The organism is Billgrantia antri (assembly GCF_019430905.1).
In the GTDB taxonomy this organism is placed as follows: Bacteria; Pseudomonadota; Gammaproteobacteria; order Pseudomonadales; family Halomonadaceae; genus Halomonas; species Halomonas antri.
The window spans coordinates 110270-134683 of the sequence record NZ_JAHYCA010000001.1 but is presented as its reverse complement, the minus strand read 5'-3'; the positions used below and the strand labels follow the sequence as shown (position 1 = coordinate 134683).

Annotated in this window: 22 protein-coding genes; 16 read left to right on the top strand and 6 right to left on the bottom strand. The window is 65.9% G+C overall.

What is annotated here, in order from left to right; translation table 11 throughout:
- The first annotated feature begins 148 nt into the window (after positions 1-148).
- On the top strand, positions 149-1357 hold the full coding sequence (locus KPL81_RS00595) for an MFS transporter (RefSeq protein ID WP_338035579.1): 1209 nt from the start codon (positions 149-151) through the stop codon (positions 1355-1357).
- 29 nt (positions 1358-1386) lie between these two features.
- Here KPL81_RS00595 and KPL81_RS00590 read toward each other — a convergent pair whose 3' ends face one another.
- Both KPL81_RS00590 and KPL81_RS00585 read right to left on the bottom strand, forming a co-directional pair.
- Entirely contained in the window at positions 1387-3942 is a 2556-nt protein-coding gene (locus KPL81_RS00590; RefSeq protein ID WP_240548992.1) for a heavy metal translocating P-type ATPase, read from the bottom strand.
- Positions 3943-3999: 57 nt separating this feature from the next.
- Entirely contained in the window at positions 4000-4197 is a 198-nt protein-coding gene (locus KPL81_RS00585) for a heavy-metal-associated domain-containing protein (RefSeq protein WP_219790263.1), read from the bottom strand.
- Positions 4198-4340: 143 nt separating this feature from the next.
- On the opposite strand from KPL81_RS00585, the gene cueR reads away from it, so the two are divergent.
- Positions 4341-4769 carry a Cu(I)-responsive transcriptional regulator gene (gene cueR / locus KPL81_RS00580; protein ID WP_219790262.1) on the top strand — a complete coding sequence of 143 codons (429 nt, stop codon included), beginning with the start codon at positions 4341-4343 and terminating at the stop codon, positions 4767-4769.
- A gap of 12 nt (positions 4770-4781) precedes the next feature.
- Here cueR and cmoB read toward each other — a convergent pair whose 3' ends face one another.
- Both cmoB and cmoA read right to left on the bottom strand, forming a co-directional pair.
- The gene (gene cmoB / locus KPL81_RS00575; protein ID WP_219790261.1) at positions 4782-5774 is read right to left on the bottom strand and encodes a tRNA 5-methoxyuridine(34)/uridine 5-oxyacetic acid(34) synthase CmoB; all 993 of its coding nucleotides are present in this window, start codon (positions 5772-5774) and stop codon (positions 4782-4784) included.
- 1 nt (position 5775) lies between these two features.
- Positions 5776-6519, bottom strand: coding sequence for a carboxy-S-adenosyl-L-methionine synthase CmoA (cmoA, locus tag KPL81_RS00570; protein WP_209473482.1), 744 nt, complete (start codon positions 6517-6519; stop codon positions 5776-5778).
- 216 nt (positions 6520-6735) lie between these two features.
- Between cmoA and pgi the strand changes: the two genes are divergently transcribed.
- From pgi to KPL81_RS00540, 6 genes are all read left to right on the top strand, one after another.
- A complete protein-coding gene (pgi, locus tag KPL81_RS00565; RefSeq protein ID WP_219790260.1) occupies positions 6736-8415 on the top strand; it encodes a glucose-6-phosphate isomerase in 1680 nt (559 codons plus the stop codon).
- A gap of 55 nt (positions 8416-8470) precedes the next feature.
- Positions 8471-9103 (top strand): YqiA/YcfP family alpha/beta fold hydrolase, encoded by a 633-nt coding sequence (locus tag KPL81_RS00560; RefSeq protein ID WP_209473480.1) that lies wholly within the window; start codon positions 8471-8473, stop codon positions 9101-9103.
- Between the two features lie 79 nt (positions 9104-9182).
- Positions 9183-11063: a DNA topoisomerase IV subunit B gene (gene parE, locus KPL81_RS00555; RefSeq protein ID WP_209473479.1), complete on the top strand. Its 1881-nt coding sequence runs from the start codon at positions 9183-9185 to the stop codon at positions 11061-11063.
- A 73-nt stretch (positions 11064-11136) separates the two neighbouring features.
- Positions 11137-13389: a DNA topoisomerase IV subunit A gene (gene parC / locus KPL81_RS00550; protein ID WP_209473478.1), complete on the top strand. Its 2253-nt coding sequence runs from the start codon at positions 11137-11139 to the stop codon at positions 13387-13389.
- Positions 13386-14606, top strand: coding sequence for a phosphoserine phosphatase SerB (gene serB / locus KPL81_RS00545; RefSeq protein ID WP_209473477.1), 1221 nt, complete (start codon positions 13386-13388; stop codon positions 14604-14606). Before parC ends, serB begins: the two co-directional genes overlap by 4 nt.
- A gap of 83 nt (positions 14607-14689) precedes the next feature.
- Positions 14690-14950, top strand: a complete 261-nt coding sequence (locus KPL81_RS00540) for a TIGR02647 family protein (protein WP_209473476.1) — start codon at positions 14690-14692, stop codon at positions 14948-14950.
- A gap of 93 nt (positions 14951-15043) precedes the next feature.
- On the opposite strand, the gene KPL81_RS00535 is transcribed toward KPL81_RS00540, so the two are convergent.
- On the bottom strand, positions 15044-15898 hold the full coding sequence (locus KPL81_RS00535) for an SDR family oxidoreductase (protein ID WP_219790259.1): 855 nt from the start codon (positions 15896-15898) through the stop codon (positions 15044-15046).
- 242 nt (positions 15899-16140) lie between these two features.
- Between KPL81_RS00535 and KPL81_RS00530 the strand changes: the two genes are divergently transcribed.
- From KPL81_RS00530 to KPL81_RS00510, 6 genes are all read left to right on the top strand, one after another.
- Positions 16141-16974 carry an ion transporter gene (locus tag KPL81_RS00530; RefSeq protein ID WP_209473474.1) on the top strand — a complete coding sequence of 278 codons (834 nt, stop codon included), beginning with the start codon at positions 16141-16143 and terminating at the stop codon, positions 16972-16974.
- Between the two features lie 68 nt (positions 16975-17042).
- Complete coding sequence (locus KPL81_RS00525; protein WP_219790258.1) at positions 17043-18086, top strand: M4 family metallopeptidase; 1044 nt, start codon at positions 17043-17045, stop codon at positions 18084-18086.
- On the top strand, positions 18083-18424 hold the full coding sequence (locus KPL81_RS00520) for a protealysin inhibitor emfourin (protein WP_219790257.1): 342 nt from the start codon (positions 18083-18085) through the stop codon (positions 18422-18424). Before KPL81_RS00525 ends, KPL81_RS00520 begins: the two co-directional genes overlap by 4 nt.
- A gap of 146 nt (positions 18425-18570) precedes the next feature.
- Positions 18571-18702 (top strand): hypothetical protein, encoded by a 132-nt coding sequence (locus KPL81_RS20690; protein WP_276314007.1) that lies wholly within the window; start codon positions 18571-18573, stop codon positions 18700-18702.
- 46 nt (positions 18703-18748) lie between these two features.
- The gene (gene leuA, locus KPL81_RS00515) at positions 18749-20455 is read left to right on the top strand and encodes a 2-isopropylmalate synthase (protein WP_219790256.1); all 1707 of its coding nucleotides are present in this window, start codon (positions 18749-18751) and stop codon (positions 20453-20455) included.
- A 26-nt stretch (positions 20456-20481) separates the two neighbouring features.
- Entirely contained in the window at positions 20482-21603 is a 1122-nt protein-coding gene (locus tag KPL81_RS00510; protein ID WP_338035578.1) for a hypothetical protein, read from the top strand.
- Positions 21604-21650: 47 nt separating this feature from the next.
- Here the strand turns inward: KPL81_RS00510 and epmB are convergent, their stop codons facing one another.
- Complete coding sequence (gene epmB / locus KPL81_RS00505; protein ID WP_219790255.1) at positions 21651-22697, bottom strand: EF-P beta-lysylation protein EpmB; 1047 nt, start codon at positions 22695-22697, stop codon at positions 21651-21653.
- 105 nt (positions 22698-22802) lie between these two features.
- Here epmB and efp point away from each other — a divergent pair, with 105 nt between their 5' ends.
- Positions 22803-23369, top strand: coding sequence for an elongation factor P (efp, locus tag KPL81_RS00500; protein WP_209473469.1), 567 nt, complete (start codon positions 22803-22805; stop codon positions 23367-23369).
- A gap of 63 nt (positions 23370-23432) precedes the next feature.
- Positions 23433-24410 carry an EF-P lysine aminoacylase EpmA gene (gene epmA, locus KPL81_RS00495; RefSeq protein ID WP_219790254.1) on the top strand — a complete coding sequence of 326 codons (978 nt, stop codon included), beginning with the start codon at positions 23433-23435 and terminating at the stop codon, positions 24408-24410.
- Positions 24411-24414: the final 4 nt, after the last annotated feature.

Below are 24414 nucleotides of genomic sequence, written 5' to 3'. Positions count from 1 at the left end.
TGTCGGGAGCCTGTCTTCGTGCCTGGCGAAGCATGCTGGCCGTGCCTCGATCATGGCCGGGTCGTGTCAGTGCCTGGCTCGAGCGACCCGGAGAACCACAATGACGTCAGGCAACGTAGAGGGGAACCCCCGAAGCGATACGTGGCCCGTGGCAACGATCGCCATAGCCCAGCTGTTCGGTACCTCGCTGTGGTTCAGCGCCAACAGCGCGGCGGACGACCTAATGCGCACCTGGCACGTCAGCGCCGCCGATATCGGCTGGCTGACCAGCGCGGTGCAGGTCGGCTTCATTCTCGGTACGCTGACCATGGCCCTCGGCGGCCTGGCGGATCGTTATCGCGCCAGCCGGATCTTCGTCTGCTGTGCGCTGGCTGGCGCCCTATTCAACGCTGGTTTTGCCCTGCTGTCGGAAGGGCTGGCCAGCGCGCTGGCGTTTCGTTTCCTGGTCGGGCTGTCGCTGGCGGGCATCTATCCGGTAGGCATGAAGCTGATCGTCAGCTGGGCGCCGGAGCGTACCGGTCAGGCGCTGGCTCAGTTGGTGGCCATGCTGACGCTGGGTACGGCGCTGCCTCATGGGCTGCGGGAGGTGGGGGCTGAACTCCCCTGGCAGACAATCATTCTTGCCTCGTCCGGACTCGCCCTGCTCGGTGCGGTGATGATCCGCTGGCTGGGCGACATACCTCACCTGCCGGATGCCCGCCAGCGCAAGACATCCTTGGACCCCGAGACAGGGCGGCGGCCCATTGTGCTGGACGCGTTCCGGATCCATCGCTTTCGCGCGGCCGCGCTGGGTTACTTCGGCCATATGTGGGAGCTGTACGCCTTCTGGACGGTGGTACCGCTGCTGGTGTCGCAGACGGTGCTAGCCAGTCGGTACGGCGCGCTGGGAGTCTCCGGGATGGCGTTTACCATCATCGGCGTCGGGGCGCTGGGCTGTGTCGTCGGCGGATGGCTATCGCGACGCATCGGCAGCGCCAGGGTGGCGCTGGGCGCCCTGGCGTCCTCGGGTGTCTGCGCCCTGGTGTTCGCGCTGTTCTGGCAGGCGTTGCCGGCCATAGCGTTGGGCCTGCTACTGCTGGTGTGGGGAGCGACCGTGATCGCGGACTCGCCGCAGTTTTCCGCCCTCTCGGCACAGGCCTGCCCGCGCGAGCTGGTCGGTGCCGCATTGGCGATTCAGAATTCCATCGGCTTCGCCATCACCGTGGTCTCCATCGCCGCCACGACGACGCTGTTCGAACGCGTGGGGCTGCACGCCGCCTGGCTGCTCGTTCCCGGCCCGATCGTGGGGCTGCTCGGCTTCGCCTGGGCGACCAGGCGAGCCGTTATTAACGAAAGCGCTTCCCATGGGAGTCGATGAAACGGTGGGCTTCAGTGACAAACCTCTTGTCAAGCCGGCGCAGAGCGGTGCGAATTCGGCTCGACATGATTATCCGTCTCGATCGCGAGCGGCGGCTTGAAGCCCTTGAGGCGCAGCGCGTTGGTAAGCACGCAGATGCTCGAGGCGGCCATTGCCACGGCGGCGAAGATCGGCGAGAGCAGGATCCCGAAGGCGGGAAACAGCGCGCCGGCGGCCACCGGGATCAGCACGGTGTTGTAAGCGAAGGCCCAGAACAGGTTCTGCTTGATGTTGCGGATGGTGGCCCGGGACAGCGCGATGGCATTGGGCACGTTGCGCAGATCGCCGGACATCAGTACCACCTCGGCGGATTCGATGGCGATGTCGGTGCCGGTGCCGATGGCGATCCCCACGTCGGCCTGGGCCAGTGCCGGGGCATCGTTAATGCCGTCGCCGACGAAGGCCACCAGGCCGCCTTCGGCCTGCAGTTGCTTCACCGCATCCACCTTGCCGTCGGGCAGTACCTCGGCTACCACCTTGTCGATGCCGAGGCGGCGGGCGATTGCCTCGGCGGTGCGCCTGTTGTCGCCGGTGATCATCGCCACCTGCAGACCCTCGGCGTGCAGCGCGCGGATGGCGGCCGGGGTAGACTCCTTGATCGGATCGGCGACGGCGATGATGGCGGCCAGGCGGCCATCGATGGCGGCGTACAGCGGCGACTTGCCCTCGTCGGCAAGCCGGTGCGCGCTCTCGGCGAAGGTTTCCACGTCCAGGCCCAACTGGCGCATGTAGCGATCGGCACCGACGTCCACCCGGTGTTCATCGACCCGGGCCGTGACGCCGAAACCGGGAATGGCCTCGAAGCCCTGTATGGCACCGGGCTCCAGCCCGCGGGCCTTGGCCGCGCTGGCGATCGCCTCGGCGATGGGGTGCTCCGACTGACGCTCGACGGAGGCCACCAGGCGCAGGGTATCGGCTTCGTCGAAATCCTTGGCCACAACCAGGTCGGTGAGCTCGGGCCGGCCCTTGGTCAGGGTGCCGGTCTTATCCAATGCGATCACCTTGGCGTCGCGCAGCGACTGCAGGGCTTCGCCCTTGCGGAACAGAACGCCCATCCTCGCCGCCTTGCCGGTCCCCACCATGATCGAGGTGGGGGTGGCCAGGCCCATGGCACACGGGCAAGCGATGATCAGCACCGCCACGCCGTTGACCAGGGCGAAGGTCAGCGCGGGGGCGGGGCCGAAGACCAGCCAGACGCCGATGGTGATCAGGGCTGCCATGAGCACGGCAGGGACGAAGTAGGTAGTGACCTTATCCACTATGGCCTGGATCGGCAGCTTCGAGCCCTGGGCCTGCTCGACCATGCGCACGATCTGGGCAAGCAGGGTGTCGGCGCCGACCTTGGTGGCGCGGAAGCTGAAGCTGCCCATCTTGTTGAGGGTACCGCCGACCACGTCCGCGCCGGCTTCCTTGCGCACCGGCACGGGTTCGCCGGTGATCATCGACTCGTCGACGAAGGAGCTGCCGTCGATGACCTGGCCATCCACCGGGACCTTCTCGCCGGGTCGCACCAGCACGATGTCGCCCTGGCGCACCGCGTCGATGCCGATCTCCATTTCCTCACCGTCGCGCACCACGCGGGCGGTCTTGGCCTGGAGCTTCATCAGCGCCTTGATCGCCTCGCTGGTGCGGCCCTTGGCGATGGCCTCGAAGTAGCGGCCGACGAGAATCAGCGTGACGATCACCGCCGAGGCCTCGAAGTAGACGTTCACCGTGCCGGCCGGCAGCACCTGGGGCAGGAAGGTGGCCACCACCGAGTAGCCCCAGGCGGCGGAGGTGCCCAGCATTACCAGCGAGTTCATGTCGGGGCCGCCGCGCATCAGGGCGGGCCAGCCCTTCTGGTAGAAGCGCAGGCCAGGGCCGAACTGCACGATCGAAGCCAGCACGAAGAACAGATAGAACAGGTTCTGCTGGCCCAGGCTCATCTGTAGCCAGTGATGCAGCCCTGGTATGAAATGCGAGCCCATCTCCAGCACGAAGAGTGGCAATGTGAATACCGTGGCGATGGTTACCGCACGCTTCAGCTCGGCGATCTCCCGTTCACGGGCCTCGCGTTCGCGATCACTGCGATCCGGTGCGTCGCTGGTGGCCTCGGCGTCGTAGCCCGCCGCCTTCACGGCTTCGATCAGGCGCGGCGCGGTCACGGCGTCGGTCACCACTTTCACGGTGGCCGTCGCCGTGGCCAGGTTGACGCTGGCCTCGAGTACTCCGGGCACGTCGGCGAGCTTGCGCTCCACGCGGCCGACGCAGGAGGCACAGCTCATCCCCTCGACCGATAGCTCGATGGTCTCGCTGACGGCGGGGTAGCCAGCATTTTCCACTGCCGCCACGACACCGGCGAGATCCGCCTGGCCGGAAGCGAACACCACCTGAGCGCGCTGGGTGGCCAGGTTGACGGAAACGTCGACGACCCCTGGCACGCCGCGGATCGCTTTCTCGACCCGGCCCACGCAAGATGCGCAGTTCATGCCTTCGATGGGCAAGGAAAGCGCTTCGTCAGCGTTGTGAACTTCTTGAACTGCTGGTGGGGCCGAATGGGTCGACATGACGTGTGACTCCGCTTGGATGGAGGTTGTATCCTTCAGTGTGGGAAGGGCATAGCGCTATGCCGCTTCGCTGGCGTAACCGGCGTCTTCAATGGCCGTCCGGATCGCCTCGTCTTCAGCCGTGCTATCCACCTTGACTTGCCGTTGGGCAAGATCGAATTCCAGACTGGCGTCATTATCGACGGATTTCACTGCGGCCGAGATCGCCGAGACGCAATGGTTGCAGGACATGTCCGGTATCCTGAGAGTCAGCATGAACAGGCTCCTATTTGTGGAAGCAAGGGTTTTGCCTTGACGACAGTCAGCATAAACCTTCCCATTGTTGTAAGGTCAAATGCATAAGCGCCCTTGCGGTCGGGGCACTTCCCTGGATTCACGTGAGCATGCGGGAGAGACCGATGAATATCGGACAAGCGGCGAAGGCATCCGGCATCTCGGAAAAGATGATCCGCTACTACGAGAGCATTGGCCTGATCGGCCCGGTCAGTCGCACGGAGGCGGGATACCGGGTCTTCCGCGAGAAGGAGGTTCACGCGCTGCGTTTCATCTCCCGGGCCCGTGACCTGGGCTTCTCGGTGGAGCAGATGGGCAACCTGCTCGCCCTGTGGCAGGACCGCCATCGGGCCAGTGCCGACGTCAAGGCCGTCGCCCAGGCGCACATCGAGGAGCTGGATGGCAAGATCCAGAAGCTGCAGGACATGCGCCGAACCCTGGAACACCTGGTGAAGCACTGCCGCGGGGACGAGCGGCCGGACTGTCCGATCCTGAGTGACTTGGCGGCAGAGAGCGTCGCGGAGAGCCACGAGCGGGACGTCGAAACGTCCTGACGTGTCTTGTCGCTACAGCGGTTTTGTCGCCATCACCACCGCCCGCCGCGGCGCCGGATAGCCCTCGCGGGTGCGCGTCGGGTCGGTCGGGTCGAGGAAATCGGCCAGCGACTGGAAGGTCATCCACTCGGTGGTGCGCTGCTCGTCCAGCGACGTGGGCGCTTCGTCCACTACCCGCACGTTAATCAGCCCGCAGCGCTCGAGCCACTGGCACAGCGCCGCGGAAGAGGGCAGGAAGTAGACGTTGGGCATGGCGGCGTAGCGCTCGCCGGGCAGCAGCACCGTGGTTTCGTCGCCCTCCACCACCAGCGTTTCCAGCACCAGCTCGCCACCGGGGCGCAGGGCCTCCTTCAACTGCTGCAGGTGCTCCAGCGGAGAAGGGCGGTGATACAGCACGCCCATGGAGAACACCGTGTCGAAGAAGGCGAGCCGCTCGGGCATGTCCTCGATGCCTACCGGCAGGAAGTGGGTGCGTCCGCCGTCGGCGTCGCCGACGAAGTGGCGCAGCGCCTGGAACTGGTAATAGAAGCGCGGCGAGGGGTCGATCACCAGCACGAAGGCGGCCCCGGCGCCGGCCATGCGCCATGCGTGGTAGCCGCTGCCGCCGCCCACGTCGAGCACCCGCCGACCGACCAGCGAGGCCAGGTGCGGGGCGACCCGTTGCCATTTCCAGTCGGAGCGCCATTCGGTGTCGATGTGGATACCGGCGAGCCGGTAGGGACCCTTGCGCCACGGCATCAGCTTGCGTAGCAGGTTCTCGCACTGGCGCCGCCGGCTGTCGTCGAGGGCGCAATCCACCGCTACCGTATCTTTATCCAGTTGGACGTCGCGCACCTCGGGCAGCGTGGGTAGCTTGGCCACCGCTTTCTCCCAGGCCGGCAAGTCGCCGTAGCGCTGGCGGTCGAGGCCGCGGGCCAGCTGTTCCGGCAGGTTGGCGAGCCAGGTTTCCAGGCCCTGATCGATAAAGGCGCTATAAAGCGGGCGCTGCTCGGGAGGAATCGCCACCTCAGGCCTCCTTGAATGCAATCAGCGAGGCGAAGTTGAGGTACTGGAACCAGGTCAGCGAGCGTGAGAAGCCGGCCCGGGCCAGACGTGCATGGTGGGCTTCCAGAGTATCCGGCACCAGCACATTCTCCAGCGCCGTGCGCTTCTGGCTGATCTCGAGTTCGCTGTAGCCGTTGGCGCGCTTGAAGTCGTGGTAGCGCTCCACCCGCCAGGCGTTGTCGCGTTCGTCGGGATCGACCACCTTTTCCGAAAGCACCAGCACGCCGCCGGGCTCCAGCGCCGTGTAGAGGCGCGCCAGCAGTGCCTCGCGATCCTCGGGCGGCAGGAACTGCAGGGTGAAGTTGAGGATCGCCATGCCCGATTGTCGGTAGTCGAGCGTACGAATGTCCCCCTCGATGACCTCGATGGCGTGTTCGGGGCACTCGGCGGCGAGGGTCTCACGGGCGCGGGCGACCATGGCCGGCGAGATGTCCACTGCGGTGAGGCGAAAGGCGTCCGCCGGCAACTGGCCGGCCAGGGCCAGGCTGGCGGCACCCAGCGAGCAGCCCAGGTCGTAGACATGGGCGCCGTGGCGCAGGTGGCGCCCCGCGATCAGCCCCAGCATGCCCAGTATCTGGCCGTAGCCGGGTACCGAACGGCGGATCATGTCGGGGAAGCAGGCCACGACGCGTTCGTCGAAGGAGAAGCGCGCCACCCGGTCCAGGGGTGTGGAAAAGATCGCGTCGCGATAAGATGCGTCACTCATGAGCAGGCCGGTAACGTGGAACAGGCCGGTATTCTACGCCTGCCGCCGGTCGACTGCACGGTCGACGCGCCATGCCGGTGCGGGATCGTACCCGGATCCTGCAGGCCTATGGATTTACAGGCGGATACAAGGCTAGCCTGTGAGCGAAGGATTCGCTCGTCTCACGCTGGCCGTCAACGACGCGGTTGCTTCCGCAAAACGTCAAGGAGGATTGCTATGAACCACGCTCCGATCGACCAGACTGGCGCCTGGCAGCGGCTGATGGAACACGCCGAGGAGATGCGCACTACCCACCTGCGCGAGCTGTTCGTCGATGAGGATCGAGGCGGCGCCTTCATGCGACAGGCGGCAGGGCTGACCCTCGACCTGTCGAAGCAGCGCTGGAGCGACGCCACGCTTGAGCGCCTGCTCGACCTGGCGCGTGCAGTCGAGGTGCCACAGCGCATCCAGGCGCTGCTGAATGGCGAGCACGTCAACATCAGCGAGGATCGTCCGGCGCTGCATACGGCGCTGCGCCTGCCACCCGAGGCCGAGCTGGTCGTCGACGGCGAGGACGTGGTGCCCGGCGTGCATGCCACGCTGGATCGCATGGCCACCATGGTCGCGCGCCTGCACGCCCGCCAGTGGCGAGGTGCCACCGGTCGGCCGATTCACGACGTGGTCAATCTCGGTGTAGGGGGCTCCGATCTCGGCCCGCTGATGGTGACCCATGCGCTGGCCGACTATCGGCCTGCCGATGCGCACCATGTCGAGGTTCACTTCGCCTCTACCATGGACGGCTCTCAGCTCGCCGACTATCTCACCCGCTTCAACCCCGAGACCACGCTGTTCGTGATCTCGTCGAAGTCGTTCACCACCATCGATACCCTGTCGAACGCGCGCACTGCCCGCGACTGGCTGATGGCACGCCTGGTTGAGGACGGCATCCAAGGTGTCGACGAGGAGATGGTGATGCGCCAGCACTTCGTCGGCGTCTCGGCCAAGCCCGACAAGATGAGCGAGTGGGGCATCGCCGAGGCCAACCAACTACTGTTCTGGGAGTGGGTCGGCGGTCGCTATTCGCTGTGGGGAGCGATTGGCCTGCCCATTGCGCTGGTGATCGGCATGGCCAACTTCCGCGAGCTGCTCGCCGGCGCCCACGCCATGGACGAGCACTTCGCCAAGGCGCCTCTCGGCGACAACCTGCCGGTGCTGCTGGCGCTGGCGGGGATCTGGAACGTCAACTTCCTCGACATTCGCGCCCACTCGATCCTGCCCTACGACGGCCGCCTGGAGCACTTCGCCGCCTACCTCGAGCAGCTCGAGATGGAGTCCAACGGCAAGTCGGCGACCCACGACGGCCGCCAGGTGAGCTACTCCACCTGCCCGGTGCTGTGGGGGCAGCTCGGCCCCAACGCCCAGCACGCCTTCTATCAATTGCTGCATCAGGGCACCCAGCCGGTGGTGTGCGATTTCATTGCCCCGCTCAAGCGCTACGACGATGTCGAGGACGCGGCGACTCGCGATCATCTCAAGGCCCAGCACCGCCTGACTCTGGCCAACTGCTTTGCCCAGTCGCGTCTGCTGATGCTTGGTGACGACGCCATCGACGAACCGGGCGAGCGACCGGGGCACAAACGCTACCGTGGCAACCAGCCTTCCACGACGCTGCTGCTCGATCGCCTGACGCCGGCGACCCTGGGAGCCTTGATCGCGCTCTACGAGCACAAGGTGTTCGTTCAGGCTGCCATCTGGGATATCAACCCTTTCGATCAGTGGGGGGTGGAGCTGGGCAAGCAGATCGCCGGCGAAACCGAGCGCATGCTGGCCGATCAGCACGGACACGAGCAGATGGATGCCTCCACCCGGGCCCTGCTCGAAGCGGTCTGGCGTGCCGAAGGGGGAAGCGACCGTTGAAGCAGGGTAAGGGCAAGCGCGTGGAAAGGCTGGCAATGTATACAGTAGGTTCGGTATGCTGACGGCTCCATTGGCGGCCGCGCCCGCCAGCGGCCTGCTCTACCTGCACGGTTTCAACAGTGGCTATGGCTCGCCCAAGGCGGTGCTGATGCGGGCCGCCTGTGCGGAGCTGGCGCTGCCCTGTGAGACGCCTCAGCTGCCGCATCGACCGGCAGCCGCGCTGGAAATGGCTGCGGCGCTGCTGGTGTCGCTGGGGCCGAGACCGCTGCTGGTCGGCAGCTCCATGGGGGGCTTTCTGGTCACCTGCCTGGCCGAGCGTCACGGGCTGCCGGCGGTGCTGATCAACCCTGCGGTGCGGCCGGCACGGCTGGTGGCAGAATGGATCGGCGAGGCCTTCGTCAACGAACATAGCGGTGAGCGCTTCGTCGTCGAGCCGGCGCATCGTGAGGAGCTGGCCGCGTTGGCACCTCGGCGAGTCACCCCCGAACGCTACCTTCTGCTGCTGGGGACCGCCGACGAGACGCTCGACCCGGCCGACGCCTTTGCGCTCTACCGCGGTGCCCGGACCGTGCTGCACCCCGGCGGCGATCATGTCTTCGGCATGCTGGAGCACTACCTGCCGGCCGTGCTGGCTCACGGCGGATACCGCCTGGCGCCGGGGCGCGTGACTGCCGTAGCGTCGCGGTGAGCTCACGGGACCGGCTTCAGGGACGAAGCGTGAAACCGGCTGGGAGCGCAATCGAATTCGCAATGGCTTTGGAACACGCATGACACAGTACAGTGCCAGCTCAATCGAAGTTCTCTCCGGTCTCGATCCGGTGCGCAAACGCCCCGGCATGTATACCGACACCTCGCGGCCCAATCACCTGGCCCAGGAGGTCATCGACAACAGCGTCGACGAGGCGCTGGCCGGCCATGCCCGAGAGGTCACCGTGCGCCTGCTCGAGGACGGCGGCATCGAGGTGGCCGACGACGGTCGCGGCATGCCCATCGACATCCATCCGGAGCACGGCGTCTCGGGGATCGAACTGATCCTTACCCGGCTCCACGCCGGCGGCAAGTTCTCCCAGTCCAGCTACCGCTTCTCCGGCGGCCTGCACGGCGTCGGGGTGTCGGTGGTGAATGCCCTGTCGCGGCGCCTGGAAGTCGAGGTGTCACGTGACGGTGCCCGTCACGCCATGGCCTTCGAGCATGGCGACAAGGTCTCGGAGCTCGCCGAGATCGGCAGCGTGGCCAAGCGCACCACCGGTACCCTGGTGCGTTTCTGGCCCGACGAGTCCTACTTCGACAGCCCCCGGCTGGCCATGGGCCGGCTCAAGCACCTGCTGCGGGCCAAGGCGGTGCTCTGTCCGGGACTCAAGGTCACCCTGGTGGAAACCGACGGTGCCGAGAGCGTGTGGCAGTACGAGGACGGCCTGCGCGACTACCTGGCCCAGGCCACCGACGGCTTCGAGGTACTGCCCGCCTCGCCCCTGGTGGGGCACTTCGCCGATGACGAGCAGGCCGTGGACTGGGCGGTGCAGTGGCTCCCCGAAGGCGGCGAGACGCTGATGGAGAGCTACGTCAACCTGATTCCCACGCCCCAGGGCGGTACCCATGTCAACGGGCTGCGTTCAGGCCTGCTCGAGGCGCTGCGTGAGTTCTGCGAATACCGCAACCTGCTGCCGCGGGGTGTCAAGCTCACCGCCGAAGACCTGTGGGAGCGCGTCGCCTACGTGCTCTCGGTGAAGATGCTCGACCCGCAGTTCGCCGGCCAGACCAAGGAGCGGCTCTCGTCGCGCACCGTCGCGGCTTTCGTCTCCAGCGTGGTGAAGGATGCCTTCTCGCTGTGGCTCAACCATCACGTCGACCAGGCCGAGGCGCTGGCCGAGCTGGTCATCAGCGCCGCCCAGCGGCGCCAGAAGAGCGCCAAGAAGGTAGCGCGCAAGAAAGTCACCGCCGGTCCCGCGCTGCCGGGCAAGCTGGCCGACTGCTCCGGCCAGGACCCGGCCCAGGGCGAGCTGTTCCTGGTCGAGGGCGACTCCGCCGGCGGCAGCGCCAAGCAGGCGCGCAACCGCGAGACCCAGGCGATCCTGCCGCTGCGCGGCAAGATTCTCAACACCTGGGAGGTGGACAGCCACGACATCTACGGCTCACAGGAAGTCCACGACATCGCCGTGGCGGTGGGCATGGACCCGGGCAGCGACGACCTCACCCAGCTGCGCTATCACAAGATCTGCATTCTTGCCGATGCCGACTCCGACGGCCTGCACATCGCCACGCTGCTGTGCGCTCTGTTCGTGCGCCACTTCCCGGCGCTGGTGGATGCCGGGCACGTCTACGTCGCCATGCCGCCGCTCTATCGCATCGACCTGGGCAAGGAGGTGCACTACGCGCTGGACGAGAGCGAGAAGGCGGCCATCCTGCGCCGCCTCGAGGGCAAGCGCGGCACACCCAACGTGCAGCGCTTCAAGGGCCTGGGCGAGATGAGCCCGCTGCAGCTGCGCGAGACCACCATGGCACCGGAAACCCGCCGCCTGGTGCAGCTCACCCGCGAGGGCGGCGACGGCACCATGGAGATGATGGACATGCTGCTGGCCAAGAAACGCGCCGCCGACCGCAAGAGCTGGCTCGAAGACTATGGCAACCTCGCAGACATAGAGGTATAGCGCCAAGACGAGCGGCGCCGGGATAGCCGCGGTGGGAACAAGAGACATTGAACCCTGACCTAGGGCATATCGTATGACCATGGATATCCAGGTGGCGGAGGGCGACGTCGAGCGCCTCTCGCTGCGCGAATACACCGAGAAGGCGTACCTCGACTACTCGATGTACGTCATCCTCGACCGGGCGCTGCCGCACATCGGCGACGGCATGAAGCCGGTGCAGCGGCGCATCGTCTACGCCATGCGCGAGCTGGCGCTGAACGCCAGCGCCAAGTACAAGAAGTCGGCGCGTACCGTCGGCGACGTGCTGGGCAAGTTCCATCCCCACGGTGACAGCGCCTGCTACGAGGCGATGGTGCTGATGGCTCAGCCGTTCAGCTACCGCTACCCGCTGGTGGACGGCCAGGGCAACTGGGGCAGCCCCGACGATCCCAAGTCGTTCGCGGCGATGCGCTACACTGAATCGCGCCTTTCCAAGTTTGCCGAGGTGCTGCTCGCCGAGCTGGGCCAGGGTACCGTCGACTGGACACCCAACTTCGACGGCACCATGAACGAGCCGGTGGTGCTGCCGGCGCGCCTACCCCATGTGCTGCTCAATGGCGGCACCGGCATCGCCGTGGGCATGGCCACCGACATTCCGCCGCACAACGTGCACGAGGTGGTCGAGGCCACCTGCCACCTGCTGCGCCATCCCGAGGCCACGACTGCCGACCTGGTTGAACACCTGCCGGCGCCGGACTTCCCCACCGCGGCCGAGATCATTACCTCTCGCGACGACCTGCGCAAACTCTACGAGAGCGGCCGCGGCTCGGTGAAGCTGCGCGCGCGCTACGTGATGGAGGAGGGCAAGGTGGTGGTCACCGCGCTGCCCTACCAGGTCAGCGGATCGAAGGTGCTGGAGCAGATCGCCGCCCAGATGCAGGCCAAGAAGCTGCCCATGGTGGACGACCTGCGCGACGAGTCGACCCACGAGGAACCGACCCGGCTGGTGATCGAGCCGCGCTCCAACCGCGTCGACATCGAGGCGATGATGGCGCACCTGTTCGCCACTACCGACCTCGAGAAGAACATTCGCGTTAACCTCAACGTCATCGGCCTCGACGGCCGCCCGCGGGTGATGCCACTGCCGGACCTGCTCGGCGAGTGGCTCAGCTTCCGCCGCAAGACGGTGAGGCGGCGCCTGGAGCATCGCCTGGGCAAGGTCGAGGACCGTTTGCACATCCTCGAAGGCCTGCTCGTCGCCTACCTCAATATCGACGAGGTGATTCGCATCATCCGCGAGGAGGACGAGCCCAAGAGCGCGCTGATGTCTGCCTTCGGCCTCTCCGACCGCCAGGCCGAGGCCATCCTCGAGCTGCGCCTGCGCCACCTGGCCAAGCTCGAAGAAATGAAGATTCGCGGGGAGCAGGATGCGCTTGAAGCCGAGCGCAAGCGCCTCAAGGCGCTGCTCGGCAGCGAGGCCAAGCTCACCGACCTGATCGAGGAGGAACTGCGCGAGGCGGCCCGCGAGCACGGCGACGAGCGTCGTTCGCCTATCGTCGAGCGCGAGGAGGCCAAGGCGCTCTCCGAGGTCGAGCTGATGGGCGCCGATCCCATAACGGTGGTGCTGTCCGAGAAGGGCTGGATTCGTGCTGCCAAGGGCCACGACATCGATCCGGAAGGGCTCTCCTACAAGTCCGGCGACCGCTTCGCCCTGGCCGGGCGCGGCAAGACCAACCAGCCGCTGGTGCTGCTCGACGACACCGGCCGCGCCTATACCCTGGCCGCGCACAACCTGCCCAGCGCCCGTAGCCAGGGCGAGCCGGTTACCGGCCGAGTCAATGTGGTGGCGGGTGCCCACATGGCCGGGTTGATGCTGGCCCCGCCCGAGACCCGCTACCTGCTCGCGAGCGACGGCGGCTACGGCTTCGTGGCCAGGCTCGATGAGCTGATCGGCAAGAACAAGTCGGGCAAGGCGGTGCTCTCGGTGCCCAAGGGTTGCCGGGTGATGGCGCCGGTGCGGATACCGGAGGGTGAGGACATCTGGGTAGCGGCGGTCTCCAACGAGGGGCGTCTGCTACTGTTCCCGCTGGAACAACTACCCGAGCTGGCCAAGGGCAAGGGCAACAAGATGATCGATATCCCCGGGGCGCGTGCCGCCCGGCGCGAGGAACTGGTACGCGATATTGCCCTGTTGCCCGCAGGGGGGGCGCTGATCATTCATGCCGGCAAGCGTCACCTGACCCTCAAGGACGCCGATCTGGACTATTATCGCGGCGAACGTGGCCGTCGTGGCAGCAAGCTGCCCCGCGGCCTGCAGAAGGTGGATCGCCTGGAGAGTGGGGAATGACACGACGACTGCTGATTCGCGCCACCGGCGCGGCACGACCCGGCCAGTTGGCCGGCCTGGGCCAGGCTCTGGCGCGCAGCGGCGCACGGCTGCTCGATATCAACCAGAGCGTGACTTTCGGCATGGTCTCGCTCGAGGCGCTGGTCGGGCTCGACCGCGACAGTGACCTGGAGGGGGCCCTTCACGAGGCGGGAGACAGCCTGGGCCTCGACGTCCAGGCGATCCAGGTCAGCGCCGAGGACTACCAGCGCTGGAGTGCTCATGCCAGCCAGCCGCGATTGATCCTGACCCTGCTGGCGCCGCATCTACCCGCCGGTATCCTGGCCGAAGTCGGTGCGCTCACCGCCGAGCACGGCCTCACCGTGGAGCTGATCCACCGCCTCTCCGGTCGCGAACCGCTGGATGGTGGCGTGCCGGCGTTCGGTGCCTGCGTAGAGTGCTGGCTGCGTGGCGAGGAAGTCGACCTCGACAGCCTGCGCGAGAAGGCGCTGGCATTGGGGGCCATGCACGGGGTCGACATCGCCATCCAGGAGGACTCGATCTGGCGCCGCCATCGTCGCCTGGTCTGCTTCGACATGGACTCGACCCTGATCCAGGCCGAGGTGATCGACGAGCTGGCGCGGCGCCACGGTGTCTACGAGGACGTGGCGGCGGTCACCGAACGTGCCATGCGCGGCGAACTCGACTTCCAGCAGAGCTTCCGCGAGCGCATGGCCAAGCTCAAGGGCCTCGACGAAGCGGTGCTTGCCGAGATCGCCGAGGAGTTGCCGCTGATGGATGGCGTCGAGCGGCTGATGAAGCACCTGAAGCGGCTGGGCTACCGTACCGCCATCCTTTCCGGCGGTTTCACCTACTTCGCCCGTCACCTGCAGGAGAAGCTCGGCTTCGACGAGGTTCATGCCAATGAACTGGTGATCGAGAACGGCCAGGTCACCGGCGAGGTTCGCGAGCCGATCCTGGACGCCAGCCGCAAGGCCGAGCTGCTGCGCGAGATCGCCGCCCGTGAGGGGCTGACCATGGAGCAGACCATTGCCGTGGGCGACGGCGCCAACGACCTCAAGATGCTCGCCGCTGCCGGGCTCGGTATCGCCTTCCGTGCCAAGCCGCTGGTGCGCAGCCAGGCACGCCAGTCGATCTCGACCCTGGGGATCGATGCCGTGCTCTACCTGATGGGCTATCGTGAGGGCGATCTGGAAGACGACAGCCTGGCAGGTTGATCGAGAGTGGTGGTGCAGCGAGTAGTGGTGCAGCGAAAGCAAGTGGCGTACCTTCGAAGGATCCCATCGAACTGGAGGTCGCCATGGCCCAAGCGCATTTCTCCGCCGAACTGCTGGAAGAGATGAACCTGCTTTGTCTCTACAATCTCGATACCACCCAGGAAGGCCTAAAAGTGCATGCCGGTAGCGCCGAGGCGAGCGCGGTTGCCGCCGCACGGCGGCTGCATGAAAAGGGCCTGGTGACCCAGGCCGACGGCGGCTATCTGACGCCGCTTGGGCGCGAGGCGGCCCTGCATGCCCAGGAACTCGCCGGGCTTCTCGATCCGGCCGAACTGACCACTTGAACGGCTAGGGTTCTGGTACCACATGACGACGCCCGCCTCCAGGAGGCGGGCGTCGCGCTTTAACGTGAGCTTCAGGTGCTCTTCCAATTGGCGTCAGGTATTCAGCACTACGCCGCCATTGAGATGCAGCGTCTGGCCGCTCATGTAGGAAGATTCCTCGCAGGCCAGGTAGACGTAGGCCGGCCCCATCTCGGAGGGCTGACCGGCACGGTTCATCGGCACCTGGCCGCCGAAGGAGGCGACCTTCTCGGCCGGAAAACTGGCCGGGATCAGCGGCGTCCACACCGGCCCCGGCGCTACCGCATTGACTCGAATCCCTTTTTCGGCCAGCGGCACCGCCAGCGAGCGCACCAGTCCCTGGATCGCACCCTTGGTGGCGGTATAGTCGATCAGGCTCGGGTTGCCCTTGAAGGCGTTGATCGACGACGTGCAGATGATCGTGTCGCCCTCGTGCATATGGGGCAGGGCCGCCTTGGTCAGGTAGAAATGGCTGAACACGTTGGTCTGGAAGGTGCGCTGGATCTGCTCGTCGGGGATGTCGGTGATGTCGTCCCAGTCATACTGTTCGGCCGAGTTGTGCACCACGATGTTGAGCTTGCCGAATGTCTCGAGCGTCCTGGCGACGATCTCCTGGCAGAATGATGGCTCGCCGACGTCGCCCCTGAGCACCACGCAGCGGCGTCCTTCCGCTTCGATCAGGGATTGCGTGTCGCGGGCGTCGGTATCTTCCTCCAGATGTGCGATGACACAGTCGGCGCCCTCGCGGGCGTAGTGCACCGCCACGGCACGCCCGATGCCGCTATCGCCGCCGGTGATGATCGCCACCTTGTCCTTGAGCTTGTCGGCTCCGCGGTAGCTCTCGCGGATGTACTCCGGTTGCGGATCCATCTTGTACTCGGCGCCGGGCTGATGGGCTTGCTCCTGAGGAGGTTGCTTCTCTTCGCTCATGTACCGAACTCCTTTTCCCATGCACGTGATGACTTGAAGGTAGGCAGGCTGCGACCGACTGGACAAGGCGGGGAGCGTGAATAAAGGTTTCGCTGTCGTAACGTCCGGTGTTGCCGTTCGTGATGGGCATGTCGGGCTTCACGCTCGTGATACCATCGCTCCGCCATGGCGATGGGGCGTGCCGCATGCCCGTCGAATGGCAACGAAGTCGTCTTCCATAGAGCGTGCTTACGAGAATGTCCATGAGCGCTTCCTTCGGTACTTGGCGCGACCGCTTCGAGCGGCTGCGCGCCAACAAGATCTTCGAATTCACGGTGATTGCGATCATCGTGCTCTCGGCGCTGCTGATTGGCGCCAAGACCTACGAGCAGGAGGTCAGCCCGTTTCAGGAGTGGCTGCTGCTGCTCGACGTGGGAGTGACGGTATTTTTCCTGGTGGAGATCCTGATTCGCATGGCGGCGGAGCGCCGCCTGCGCGATTTCTTCAGGCGCGGCTGGAACGTCTTCGACTTCCTGATCGTCACCGCCAGCCTGATCCCGATGGACGATTCCGAGATGGTGTTGCTGGCGCGGCTGTTGCGCATCTTCCGCGTGCTGCGCCTGGTGTCGATGATCCCCGAGCTGCGCATGCTGATCGCGGCGCTGTTCAAGTCGATCCCGCGGATGGGCTACGTGGCGTTGCTGATGTTCATCATCTTCTACATCTACGCGGCGATCGGCAGCTTCCTGTTCAGTGGCGTCGACGAGCGCCTGTGGGGCAACATCTCGCTGGCCATGCTGACGCTGTTCCAGGTCGCCACCTTCGAGAGTTGGGCTACGGCGGTGCTCTATCCCACCATGGAGCACTACCCCTACGCCTGGATCTTCTTTCTCACCTTCATTTTTCTCAACGCCTTCATCTTTCTCAACATGATGATCGGCATCGTGCTCGACGTGATGCAGAAGGAGAGCATCCAGGTCCAGTTGGAGAGTGGCGAAGGGGAGGCGGCCGAGCTGCACGGCCTGCGCGACGACGTGCGCCAACTGCGCGACCAGTTGTCACGCATGGAGACGATGCTGGAGCGGCGTGAGCGGTAGGTTTTTCGCTATGCTCTCATCAACCGGGCTCGATGGGCGAGCCGCATGGTGCGAAGGAGAGGAAACGGATGACCGACTTGCCAGCTGCCGGTGACAGACATTTTCTACCCCCCTACCTGCTCGAGCGTATCGCCAGCGCTGGCTCGTCCCGCCTGAGCGAATGTGCTCGGCACACCCTGTTGGCCGACGGTCGGTTTCGAGCTCGTGCAGGTGCCGTGGCCCTGCCGTCGGGCAGTGCCCGACGCGGCGAGCCGGCCCGCTACGTCTATTCCGCCGAGCAGCAGCAGGTTCTGCCCGGCAGGCTGGTGAGGCGCGAAGGGCAGGTAGACAGCGGCGACCCGGCCGTCGACGAGGCCTACCAAGGCCTGGGAGCGACCTATCGGCTCTTCTGGGAGGCCTTTGAGCGCCATTCCATCGACGGGGACGGCATGGCACTACTGGCCACGGTGCACTATGGCCAGGACTACGAGAACGCCTTCTGGGACGGCCGCCAGATGGTGTTCGGCGATGGCGACGGCGAACTGTTCAACCGCTTCACCGTCGCGCTGGATATCATTGCCCATGAATTGAGCCATGGAGTCATTCAGCATGAAGCCGCGCTGGCTTACGTAGGGCAATCAGGCGCGCTGAACGAGTCGCTGTGCGACGTGTTCGGCAGCCTGGCCAAGCAGCTTGAACTGGGACAGCGCGTCGACGAGGCGGACTGGCTGATCGGCGAAGGGTTGTTCACTGAGCAGATTGACGGCCGGGCGCTGCGCTCCATGGCAAAGCCGGGTAGCGCCTACGACGACCCGCTGCTGGGGCGCGACCCGCAGCCCGGCCACATGGAGGCCTTTGTGGTCACCGAGGCGGACAACGGCGGGGTGCACATCAACTCGGGCATTCCCAACCGGGCCTTTCACCTTGTGGCCATGGCACTGGGTGGCCATGCCTGGGAGCGGGCCGGCCGGATCTGGTACGACACCCTGGTCGATCCCCGTCTCCTCCAGGACAGCGACTTCGTCGCCTTTGCCGGCCTGACGCTCGCCAATGCCGAGTGGCGCTTCGGTGCGGCAAGCGTGGAAGTCGAGGCGGTGCGCCAAGGATGGCAAGGCGTCGGGGTGCTGTCGTGAGCCACCCGCCTCCCCTGACCCCGGCCAGTGTGGTTCGGCTGCGACGTGAAGGGGGAGTGGCACACTTTCCCGGCCTGGCGCGTCCGCGCTGCATCGACTGTGCCCGCTACAGCCAGGCCCAGCGCGACGAGCTGTGGCGCTTGCTCTCTTGCGCGGAGGCCGGGGCAGGGCAGGGGGAGGCACCCGGCGCCGATCAGCGTCGCTTCAGCCTGCGCGTGGAGGATGCCGACGGCGCGACGCTGTGGCGCGTGACGGTGGCCGAAGATGCGGTGCCTGCGGGCCTGCTGGAATGGTGGCGACGGGCTGATGCCCAGGCGGAAAACGGCGGTGAGCCTTGACAAGCGTCGGCCATGCTGATTTTCTAGAGGGCATGAACACGACATTTTGCTACCTCAGCCTGAACCTACGACTACTAGCCGGCCTTTGAGCGTCGGGCGATGCGATGTGCATCGCGTTTTTGTCCAGGGTCAGTCGAGGTGCCAAAATGTCAACCAACCGAATTTCTTCACGCTACGTACACCGTTTCGCCGTGACCGTCATCGGTCGCGAAGATCGTATCGTCCATAGCCTCGACGCCCCGGTATGCTCCTTGCAGCCGGGGCGTCGTCGTTTCTGAACGCCGCCTGCCGAACCAGAGCCGCCAGCCCAGGGAGACCACCGCCATGATGCTCGACAACCCCGCCGCCAAGTACCGCCCCTTCGTCGCCGTCGACCTGCCCGACCGCCAGTGGCCAAATCGCCGAATCGAGTCGCCGCCGCTGTGGTGCAGCGTTGACCTGCGCGACGGCAACCAGGCGCTGATCGACCCCATGGACCAGGAGCGCAAGCAGCGCTTCTTCGACTTGCTGGTGAAGATCGGCTTCAAGGAGATCGAGGTCGGCTTCCCCTCGGCGTCTCAGACCGACTTCGATTTCGTGCGTGCGCTGATCGAGCAGAACAAGGTGCCCGATGACGTCACCATCCAGGTACTGACCCAGGCGCGTCCGCACCTCATCGAGCGTACCTTCGAGGCGCTGAAGGGGGCCAAGAACGCCATCGTGCACGTCTACAACGCCACCGACCCGGTGTTCCGTCGCGTGGTGTTCAACGTCAGCAAGGAGGAGTGCATCGGCATCGCCGTGGACGCCACCAGCCAGATTCGCGAGCTGATGGCGGCGGCGCCGGAAACCAACTGGACCTTCCAGTACTCGCCGGAACTCTTCACCACCACCGAGATGGACTTTGCCAAGGAGGTGGTCGAGGCGGTGATGGAAGCCTACGGGGCGACAGCCGAGAAGCCGATGATCGTCAACCTGCCGGCAACGGTGGAGGCGGCCACGCCCAACAACTACGCCGACCAGGTCGAGTGGTTCTGTCGCAACGTCAAGAACCGTGACCACCTGGTCGTCAGCGTGCATCCCCACAACGACCGTGGCACTGGCGTGGCGGCAGCCGAGCTCACCGTGATGGCCGGCGCCGACCGCGTCGAGGGTACCCTGTTTGGTAACGGCGAGCGTACCGGCAACGTCGACATCGTCACCCTGGCCATGAACCTCTACACCCAGGGCGTGCACCCGGGGCTCGACTTCTCCAACATCACGCCGATCATGCGTGAGGTGGAGTACTGCAACCAGCTGCCGGTACACCCGCGTCATCCCTACGTCGGCGATCTGGTCTTCACTGCCTTCTCCGGCTCGCACCAGGATGCGATCAAGAAGGGCATGACCGAGCGTCGCGCCAATCCGGATGCCATGTGGGAGGTGCCCTACCTGCCCATCGATCCTCTGGACGTGGGGCGCAGCTACGAGGCGGTGATTCGCGTCAACAGCCAGTCGGGCAAGGGCGGGGTCTCCTACCTGCTCGAGCAGGAGCACGGCATCGAGCTGCCGCGCCGGCTCTCCATCGAGTTCAGCCAGGTGGTGCAGGAGGTGGCCGACCGCACCGGCAAGGAGATCACCTCGCAGATGATCTACCAGGCCTTTGCCGACGAGTACCTGACCCGTACCGCACCCTACGCCATGGTCAATCATCGCCTCTCCTCCGAGCCTGACAGCCCCAGGGTGAAGCTCGATGCGACTATAGAGGAGCGCGGCGAGCGTCGCAGCATCGGCGGCGAAGGCAACGGCCCGCTGGCGGCATTCATCAAGGCCCTGGCGGCGGCCGGCCATGACGTCGAGATCATCGACTACCACGAGCACTCCCGCGGCCAGGGCGCCGACGCCGAGGCGATCGCCTACGTGGAGGTACGCATCGACGGCAAGGCAGTGTTTGGTGTAGGCACCGACGAGAGCATCACCAGTGCCTCGATGAAGGCGGTGATGAGCGCCATCAACCGCCACGTCTCCACCCAGCCGGTGGCGGCCAATGTGACTGCCGAAAGTTTGGGATAAGCACGCTAGTGGTGCGGGGAGGGACGATGATGCGGCCCTGGCGAGTCATGGTGCTGGTCGCCGTGGTGGTTGCAGGCATCGTAACCACGGCGGCGTCTCACGAGCCATACGAGGCCAGGCTAGTGCGCATGGAGGTGCAACGCACGCTGCCCGACCTGGCACCGATGCTGCGCGAGGAGCCGCCAGAGCTTAGTGCGCTGTTCCTCGGCTTCGCCTCGGATCCGGCACTGTGGATGAGCGCTTCCCTGGCGATGATGCGTCACGGCGACATTGCGCGGAGGACGTTGCTCGATTATGGCTCGTCGCCGGCATTCCAGAAGGTACTGGTGCGCTACGGTGCAGATGCGGTACTGCCGGTGAGCTACTTCCGCGATCATGATGTTGCCACTCTGCGAGCACGGCACTGGCTCGGCGAGCGCTATCGGCAAGCCAGTGGTTGGTGGGGCGACGAGGCGGGCGCCGAACCTGAAACGGTGGCGTTGACACCTCATCGACGCGGCCAGATGGGCATTGCGCTACTGGAGACGCATGGGCACGGGTTGCTCAACCAGTTCGTGGTCGGCGACGAGGGGCGCGTGGAGTGGCTGCAGGGCGAGCGCGTAGTGGCGGGATTGGGGGATTTCTTCACTCGCGGTCTGCGCGACCTGGAGGGCCAGTGGCGCCGCGGTGAAGCAATCGGTGCTAGCGATCTGGGCTGGGCGGGTCTCGATCTGCTGGTGATGGCCAGTACCGTCAAGGTACTCAAGGCCGGGCGGGTGGCGCGTGGTGCACGGGTGGGTGGTCTCGAGGCACAGGGTGCTCGGTCAGGAATGCGGCAAGTCGTCGCCGGCGGCGGACGCTTCGCCGCGCTGCCGCGCATGGCCAAGGTGGCCGCGGTGGCTGGCACGGCTTATGTGCTGGTTCGCCACCCTAGCCTGATCAGTGCGCTCGGTGCCACGCTCGCTGAGCGGCTCGGCTGGCCTACCTGGTTGGGCCAGTTTTTGCTATGGCTGATCGTGCTGTTGCCGGTGTTTGTCGCCGCCCGTCTTGCCCATCGCTGGTTGCTCGCCCCGCTGCTGTGGCTGCTGACACCGCTGATGCGGTCGTGCCTTGGCTTGGCCAGCCGCCGGCTGGCCAAGCGCGCGCATGACACGGCGGTGGCACGCTGACGTACGCTTGCAACAAAGGGACCGCATGAAGCGAGCGCGACATGGGGCTACAGCGGCGTCTTGCTAGACTCTCCCGGTACCTCGCGCACCAGGCGCGGCAGCAAAAAGCCCGGCAGCACCTCGCGCAGGCCCGCGACAAGTTCGCGGGCCTCTTCGTCGGGCACATCGAAGTGGGCTGCGCCGGCCACCGGGTCGAGCACGTGCAGGTAGTAGGGCAGCACGCCGGCCTCGAACAGCCGTTCGGAGAGCTGGGCCAACGCTTCGACCGAGTCGTTGACGCCGCGCAGCAGCACGCTCTGGTTGAGCAGCGTCACGCCAGCGGCCTTCAGCCGCGTGCAAGCCTCGATCACGGCCTCGTCGATCTCCTGGGCGTGATTGATATGCAGCACCATCACCTTCTGCAGTCGCGTGGCGCCGAGCCAGCCGAGCAGGGCGTCGTCGACCCGATCCGGTATAACCACCGGCAGGCGGGTGTGGAGGCGCAGGCGCCTGAGGTGAGGAATTGCCTCGAGGCGCTCGACCAGCCAGGCGAGCTGGCGGTCGTTGGCGGCCAGCGGGTCGCCGCCGGAGAGGATCGCCTCGTGGATCGATGCATCCTGCCTCAGCGTGTCGAGGGAGCGCTCCCACTGGGCTCGCGAGGGGCTGTTGTCGTCATAGGGGAAGTGGCGACGGAAGCAGTAGCGGCAGTTCACCGCGCAGGCGGGGCTCGCGATCAACAGTACGCGGCCGGCGTACTTATGGATCAGCCCCGGCCCCGGCGTGTGCTCGGCCTCTTCCAGCGGATCGATCACGTAGCCGGGTACGTTCTCGTTCTCGGCGATCAGCGGCAGTACCTGGCGCAGCAGGGGATCGCGCGGATCGCCGTAGCGCATGCGGGCCAGGAAGGCCTCGGGTACCCTCACCTCGAACAGGGCATGGCCCGCCTCGGCGCCGGGCAGCCAGGAATCATCCAGGCCCAGGCGCCGACACAGCTCATGCGGGGCGCGGACCGCCCGCGACAGCTGGGTCTGCCAGGCGCTTGGCAGCGACAAGGGCGTCACGTCAGCGCTTGGCGATTCCGGTCTCTGCAAAAGGGCGGAGCTTCGGGTTATCATGCGGCACACCAGTCACAAAGGGGCGAGGGCTCGAATCCTCGTCGATTCGGTTTTTTTTGCGCGCTCAGAGCCTGCTGCGGCGCGCCCGATCATTCGAGAGGCAACATGGCTAGCTATTCTACCAACGAATTCAAGGGCGGTCTGAAGGTGATGCTGGACGGCGACCCCTGCGCGATCGTCGAGAACGAATTCGTCAAGCCGGGCAAGGGCCAGGCGTTCAACCGCGTGAAGCTGCGCAACCTGATCACCGGCCGCGTGTGGGAGCGTACCTTCAAGTCGGGCGAATCCCTGGAAGGCGCCGACGTGGTAGACCTCGAGATGGAATACCTCTACACCGACGGCGACATGTGGCACTTCATGAAGACCGACGGTTCCTTCGAGCAGTACGCCGTGGAGCAGAAGGCGCTGGGCGACACTCTCAAATGGCTCAAGGAGCAGGTGGCATACACCGTGACCCTGTGGAACGACAACGCCATCAGCGTGACACCGCCCAACTTCATCGAGCTGGAGGTGGTCGAGACCGACCCGGGCCTCAAGGGTGACACCGCCCAGGGCGGCTCCAAGCCGGCCACGCTCTCTTCTGGCGCCGTGGTGCGGGTGCCGCTATTCATCAACCAGGGCGAAGTGCTTAAAGTCGATACGCGCTCCGGCGAATATGTGTCACGCGCCTGACCGGGTGCCTAGCTGTTTCAACGCCGAGTCCCGTTGGGCTCGGCGTTTTCGATGGTGACAACCATGCAAGAGATCGATTGGCAGCCCACTGCCACCATGGCGACCTTGCACGAGCGGGCGCGGCTGCTGGCCGCGGTGCGGGCATTCTTTGCCGAGCGCGGCGTGCTGGAGGTGGAGACGCCGGTGCTGGGCCACGGCGGCAGCACCGACGTGCACCTGGCCTCGCTGTCGCTCGAGGCGACCACACCGGCGGGGCGTGAGCGGCTGTGGTTGCAGACGTCGCCTGAGTTCCACATGAAGCGACTGCTGGTCGCCGGCAGCGGGCCTATCTTCCAGTTGGCGCGAAGCTTTCGCGACGGCGAGGTGGGCGGCCGCCACAACATCGAGTTCACCATGCTGGAGTGGTATCGACCGGGCTTTTCCCTCGACGAGCTGATCGAGGAGGTCGTGGCGCTGATTCGTCAGGTGCTCGACTGCGATCCTGGGCCGCTACGGCGGCGCCGCTACCGCGAGCTGTTCCGCAAGGGGCTGGGGCTCGACCCCTTCAGCGTCGATCTCAATACGTTACGGCGCCTGGCCGGCGAGCGCGGCGGGCTCGACATGCGCGATGCCGCACGCGACGACTGCCTCGACCTGCTGATGAGCCTGGCCATCGAGCCTACGCTTGGGCGCGAGGGGCTCGACGTGGTAGTGGACTACCCGGCCAGCCAGGCAGCATTGGCGCGGCGCCATCGCGACCCGGAGGACGGCGAGTGGGTCGCCTCGCGCTTCGAGGTCTACCTCGAAGGGCTGGAGCTCGCCAACGGCTACGACGAACTCACCGATGCCGCCGAGCAGCGCGCCCGTTTCGCCGAAGACAACGCCGCCCGCCGACGGCTGGGCCTGCCCGAGGTGGCCGTGGACCAGCGCCTGCTGTCCGCACTGGAGCACGGCATGCCGACCGGCAGCGGCGTGGCGCTGGGTATCGACCGGCTGATTCAGCTGGCTCTGGAAAAATCGAGCGTGGCGGAGGTGATGGCCTTTGCCACGCCGCGCTGCTGAGGGC

Bases quoted from the DNA above. Each gene is read 5' to 3' on its own strand.
- KPL81_RS00590 (WP_240548992.1), bottom strand. From the start codon at position 3,942: ATGTCGACCCATTCGGCCCCACCAGCAGTTCAAGAAGTTCACAACGCT.
- KPL81_RS00585 (WP_219790263.1), bottom strand. From the start codon at position 4,197: ATGCTGACTCTCAGGATACCGGACATGTCCTGCAACCATTGCGTCTCG.
- cueR (WP_219790262.1), top strand. From the start codon at position 4,341: ATGAATATCGGACAAGCGGCGAAGGCATCCGGCATCTCGGAAAAGATG.
- cmoA (WP_209473482.1), bottom strand. From the start codon at position 6,519: ATGAGTGACGCATCTTATCGCGACGCGATCTTTTCCACACCCCTGGAC.
- pgi (WP_219790260.1), top strand. From the start codon at position 6,736: ATGAACCACGCTCCGATCGACCAGACTGGCGCCTGGCAGCGGCTGATG.
- KPL81_RS00560 (WP_209473480.1), top strand. From the start codon at position 8,471: ATGCTGACGGCTCCATTGGCGGCCGCGCCCGCCAGCGGCCTGCTCTAC.
- parE (WP_209473479.1), top strand. From the start codon at position 9,183: ATGACACAGTACAGTGCCAGCTCAATCGAAGTTCTCTCCGGTCTCGAT.
- parC (WP_209473478.1), top strand. From the start codon at position 11,137: ATGACCATGGATATCCAGGTGGCGGAGGGCGACGTCGAGCGCCTCTCG.
- serB (WP_209473477.1), top strand. From the start codon at position 13,386: ATGACACGACGACTGCTGATTCGCGCCACCGGCGCGGCACGACCCGGC.
- KPL81_RS00540 (WP_209473476.1), top strand. From the start codon at position 14,690: ATGGCCCAAGCGCATTTCTCCGCCGAACTGCTGGAAGAGATGAACCTG.
- KPL81_RS00535 (WP_219790259.1), bottom strand. From the start codon at position 15,898: ATGAGCGAAGAGAAGCAACCTCCTCAGGAGCAAGCCCATCAGCCCGGC.
- KPL81_RS00530 (WP_209473474.1), top strand. From the start codon at position 16,141: ATGAGCGCTTCCTTCGGTACTTGGCGCGACCGCTTCGAGCGGCTGCGC.
- KPL81_RS00525 (WP_219790258.1), top strand. From the start codon at position 17,043: ATGACCGACTTGCCAGCTGCCGGTGACAGACATTTTCTACCCCCCTAC.
- KPL81_RS20690 (WP_276314007.1), top strand. From the start codon at position 18,571: ATGTCAACCAACCGAATTTCTTCACGCTACGTACACCGTTTCGCCGTG.
- leuA (WP_219790256.1), top strand. From the start codon at position 18,749: ATGATGCTCGACAACCCCGCCGCCAAGTACCGCCCCTTCGTCGCCGTC.
- KPL81_RS00510 (WP_338035578.1), top strand. From the start codon at position 20,482: ATGATGCGGCCCTGGCGAGTCATGGTGCTGGTCGCCGTGGTGGTTGCA.
- epmB (WP_219790255.1), bottom strand. From the start codon at position 22,697: ATGATAACCCGAAGCTCCGCCCTTTTGCAGAGACCGGAATCGCCAAGC.
- efp (WP_209473469.1), top strand. From the start codon at position 22,803: ATGGCTAGCTATTCTACCAACGAATTCAAGGGCGGTCTGAAGGTGATG.
- epmA (WP_219790254.1), top strand. From the start codon at position 23,433: ATGCAAGAGATCGATTGGCAGCCCACTGCCACCATGGCGACCTTGCAC.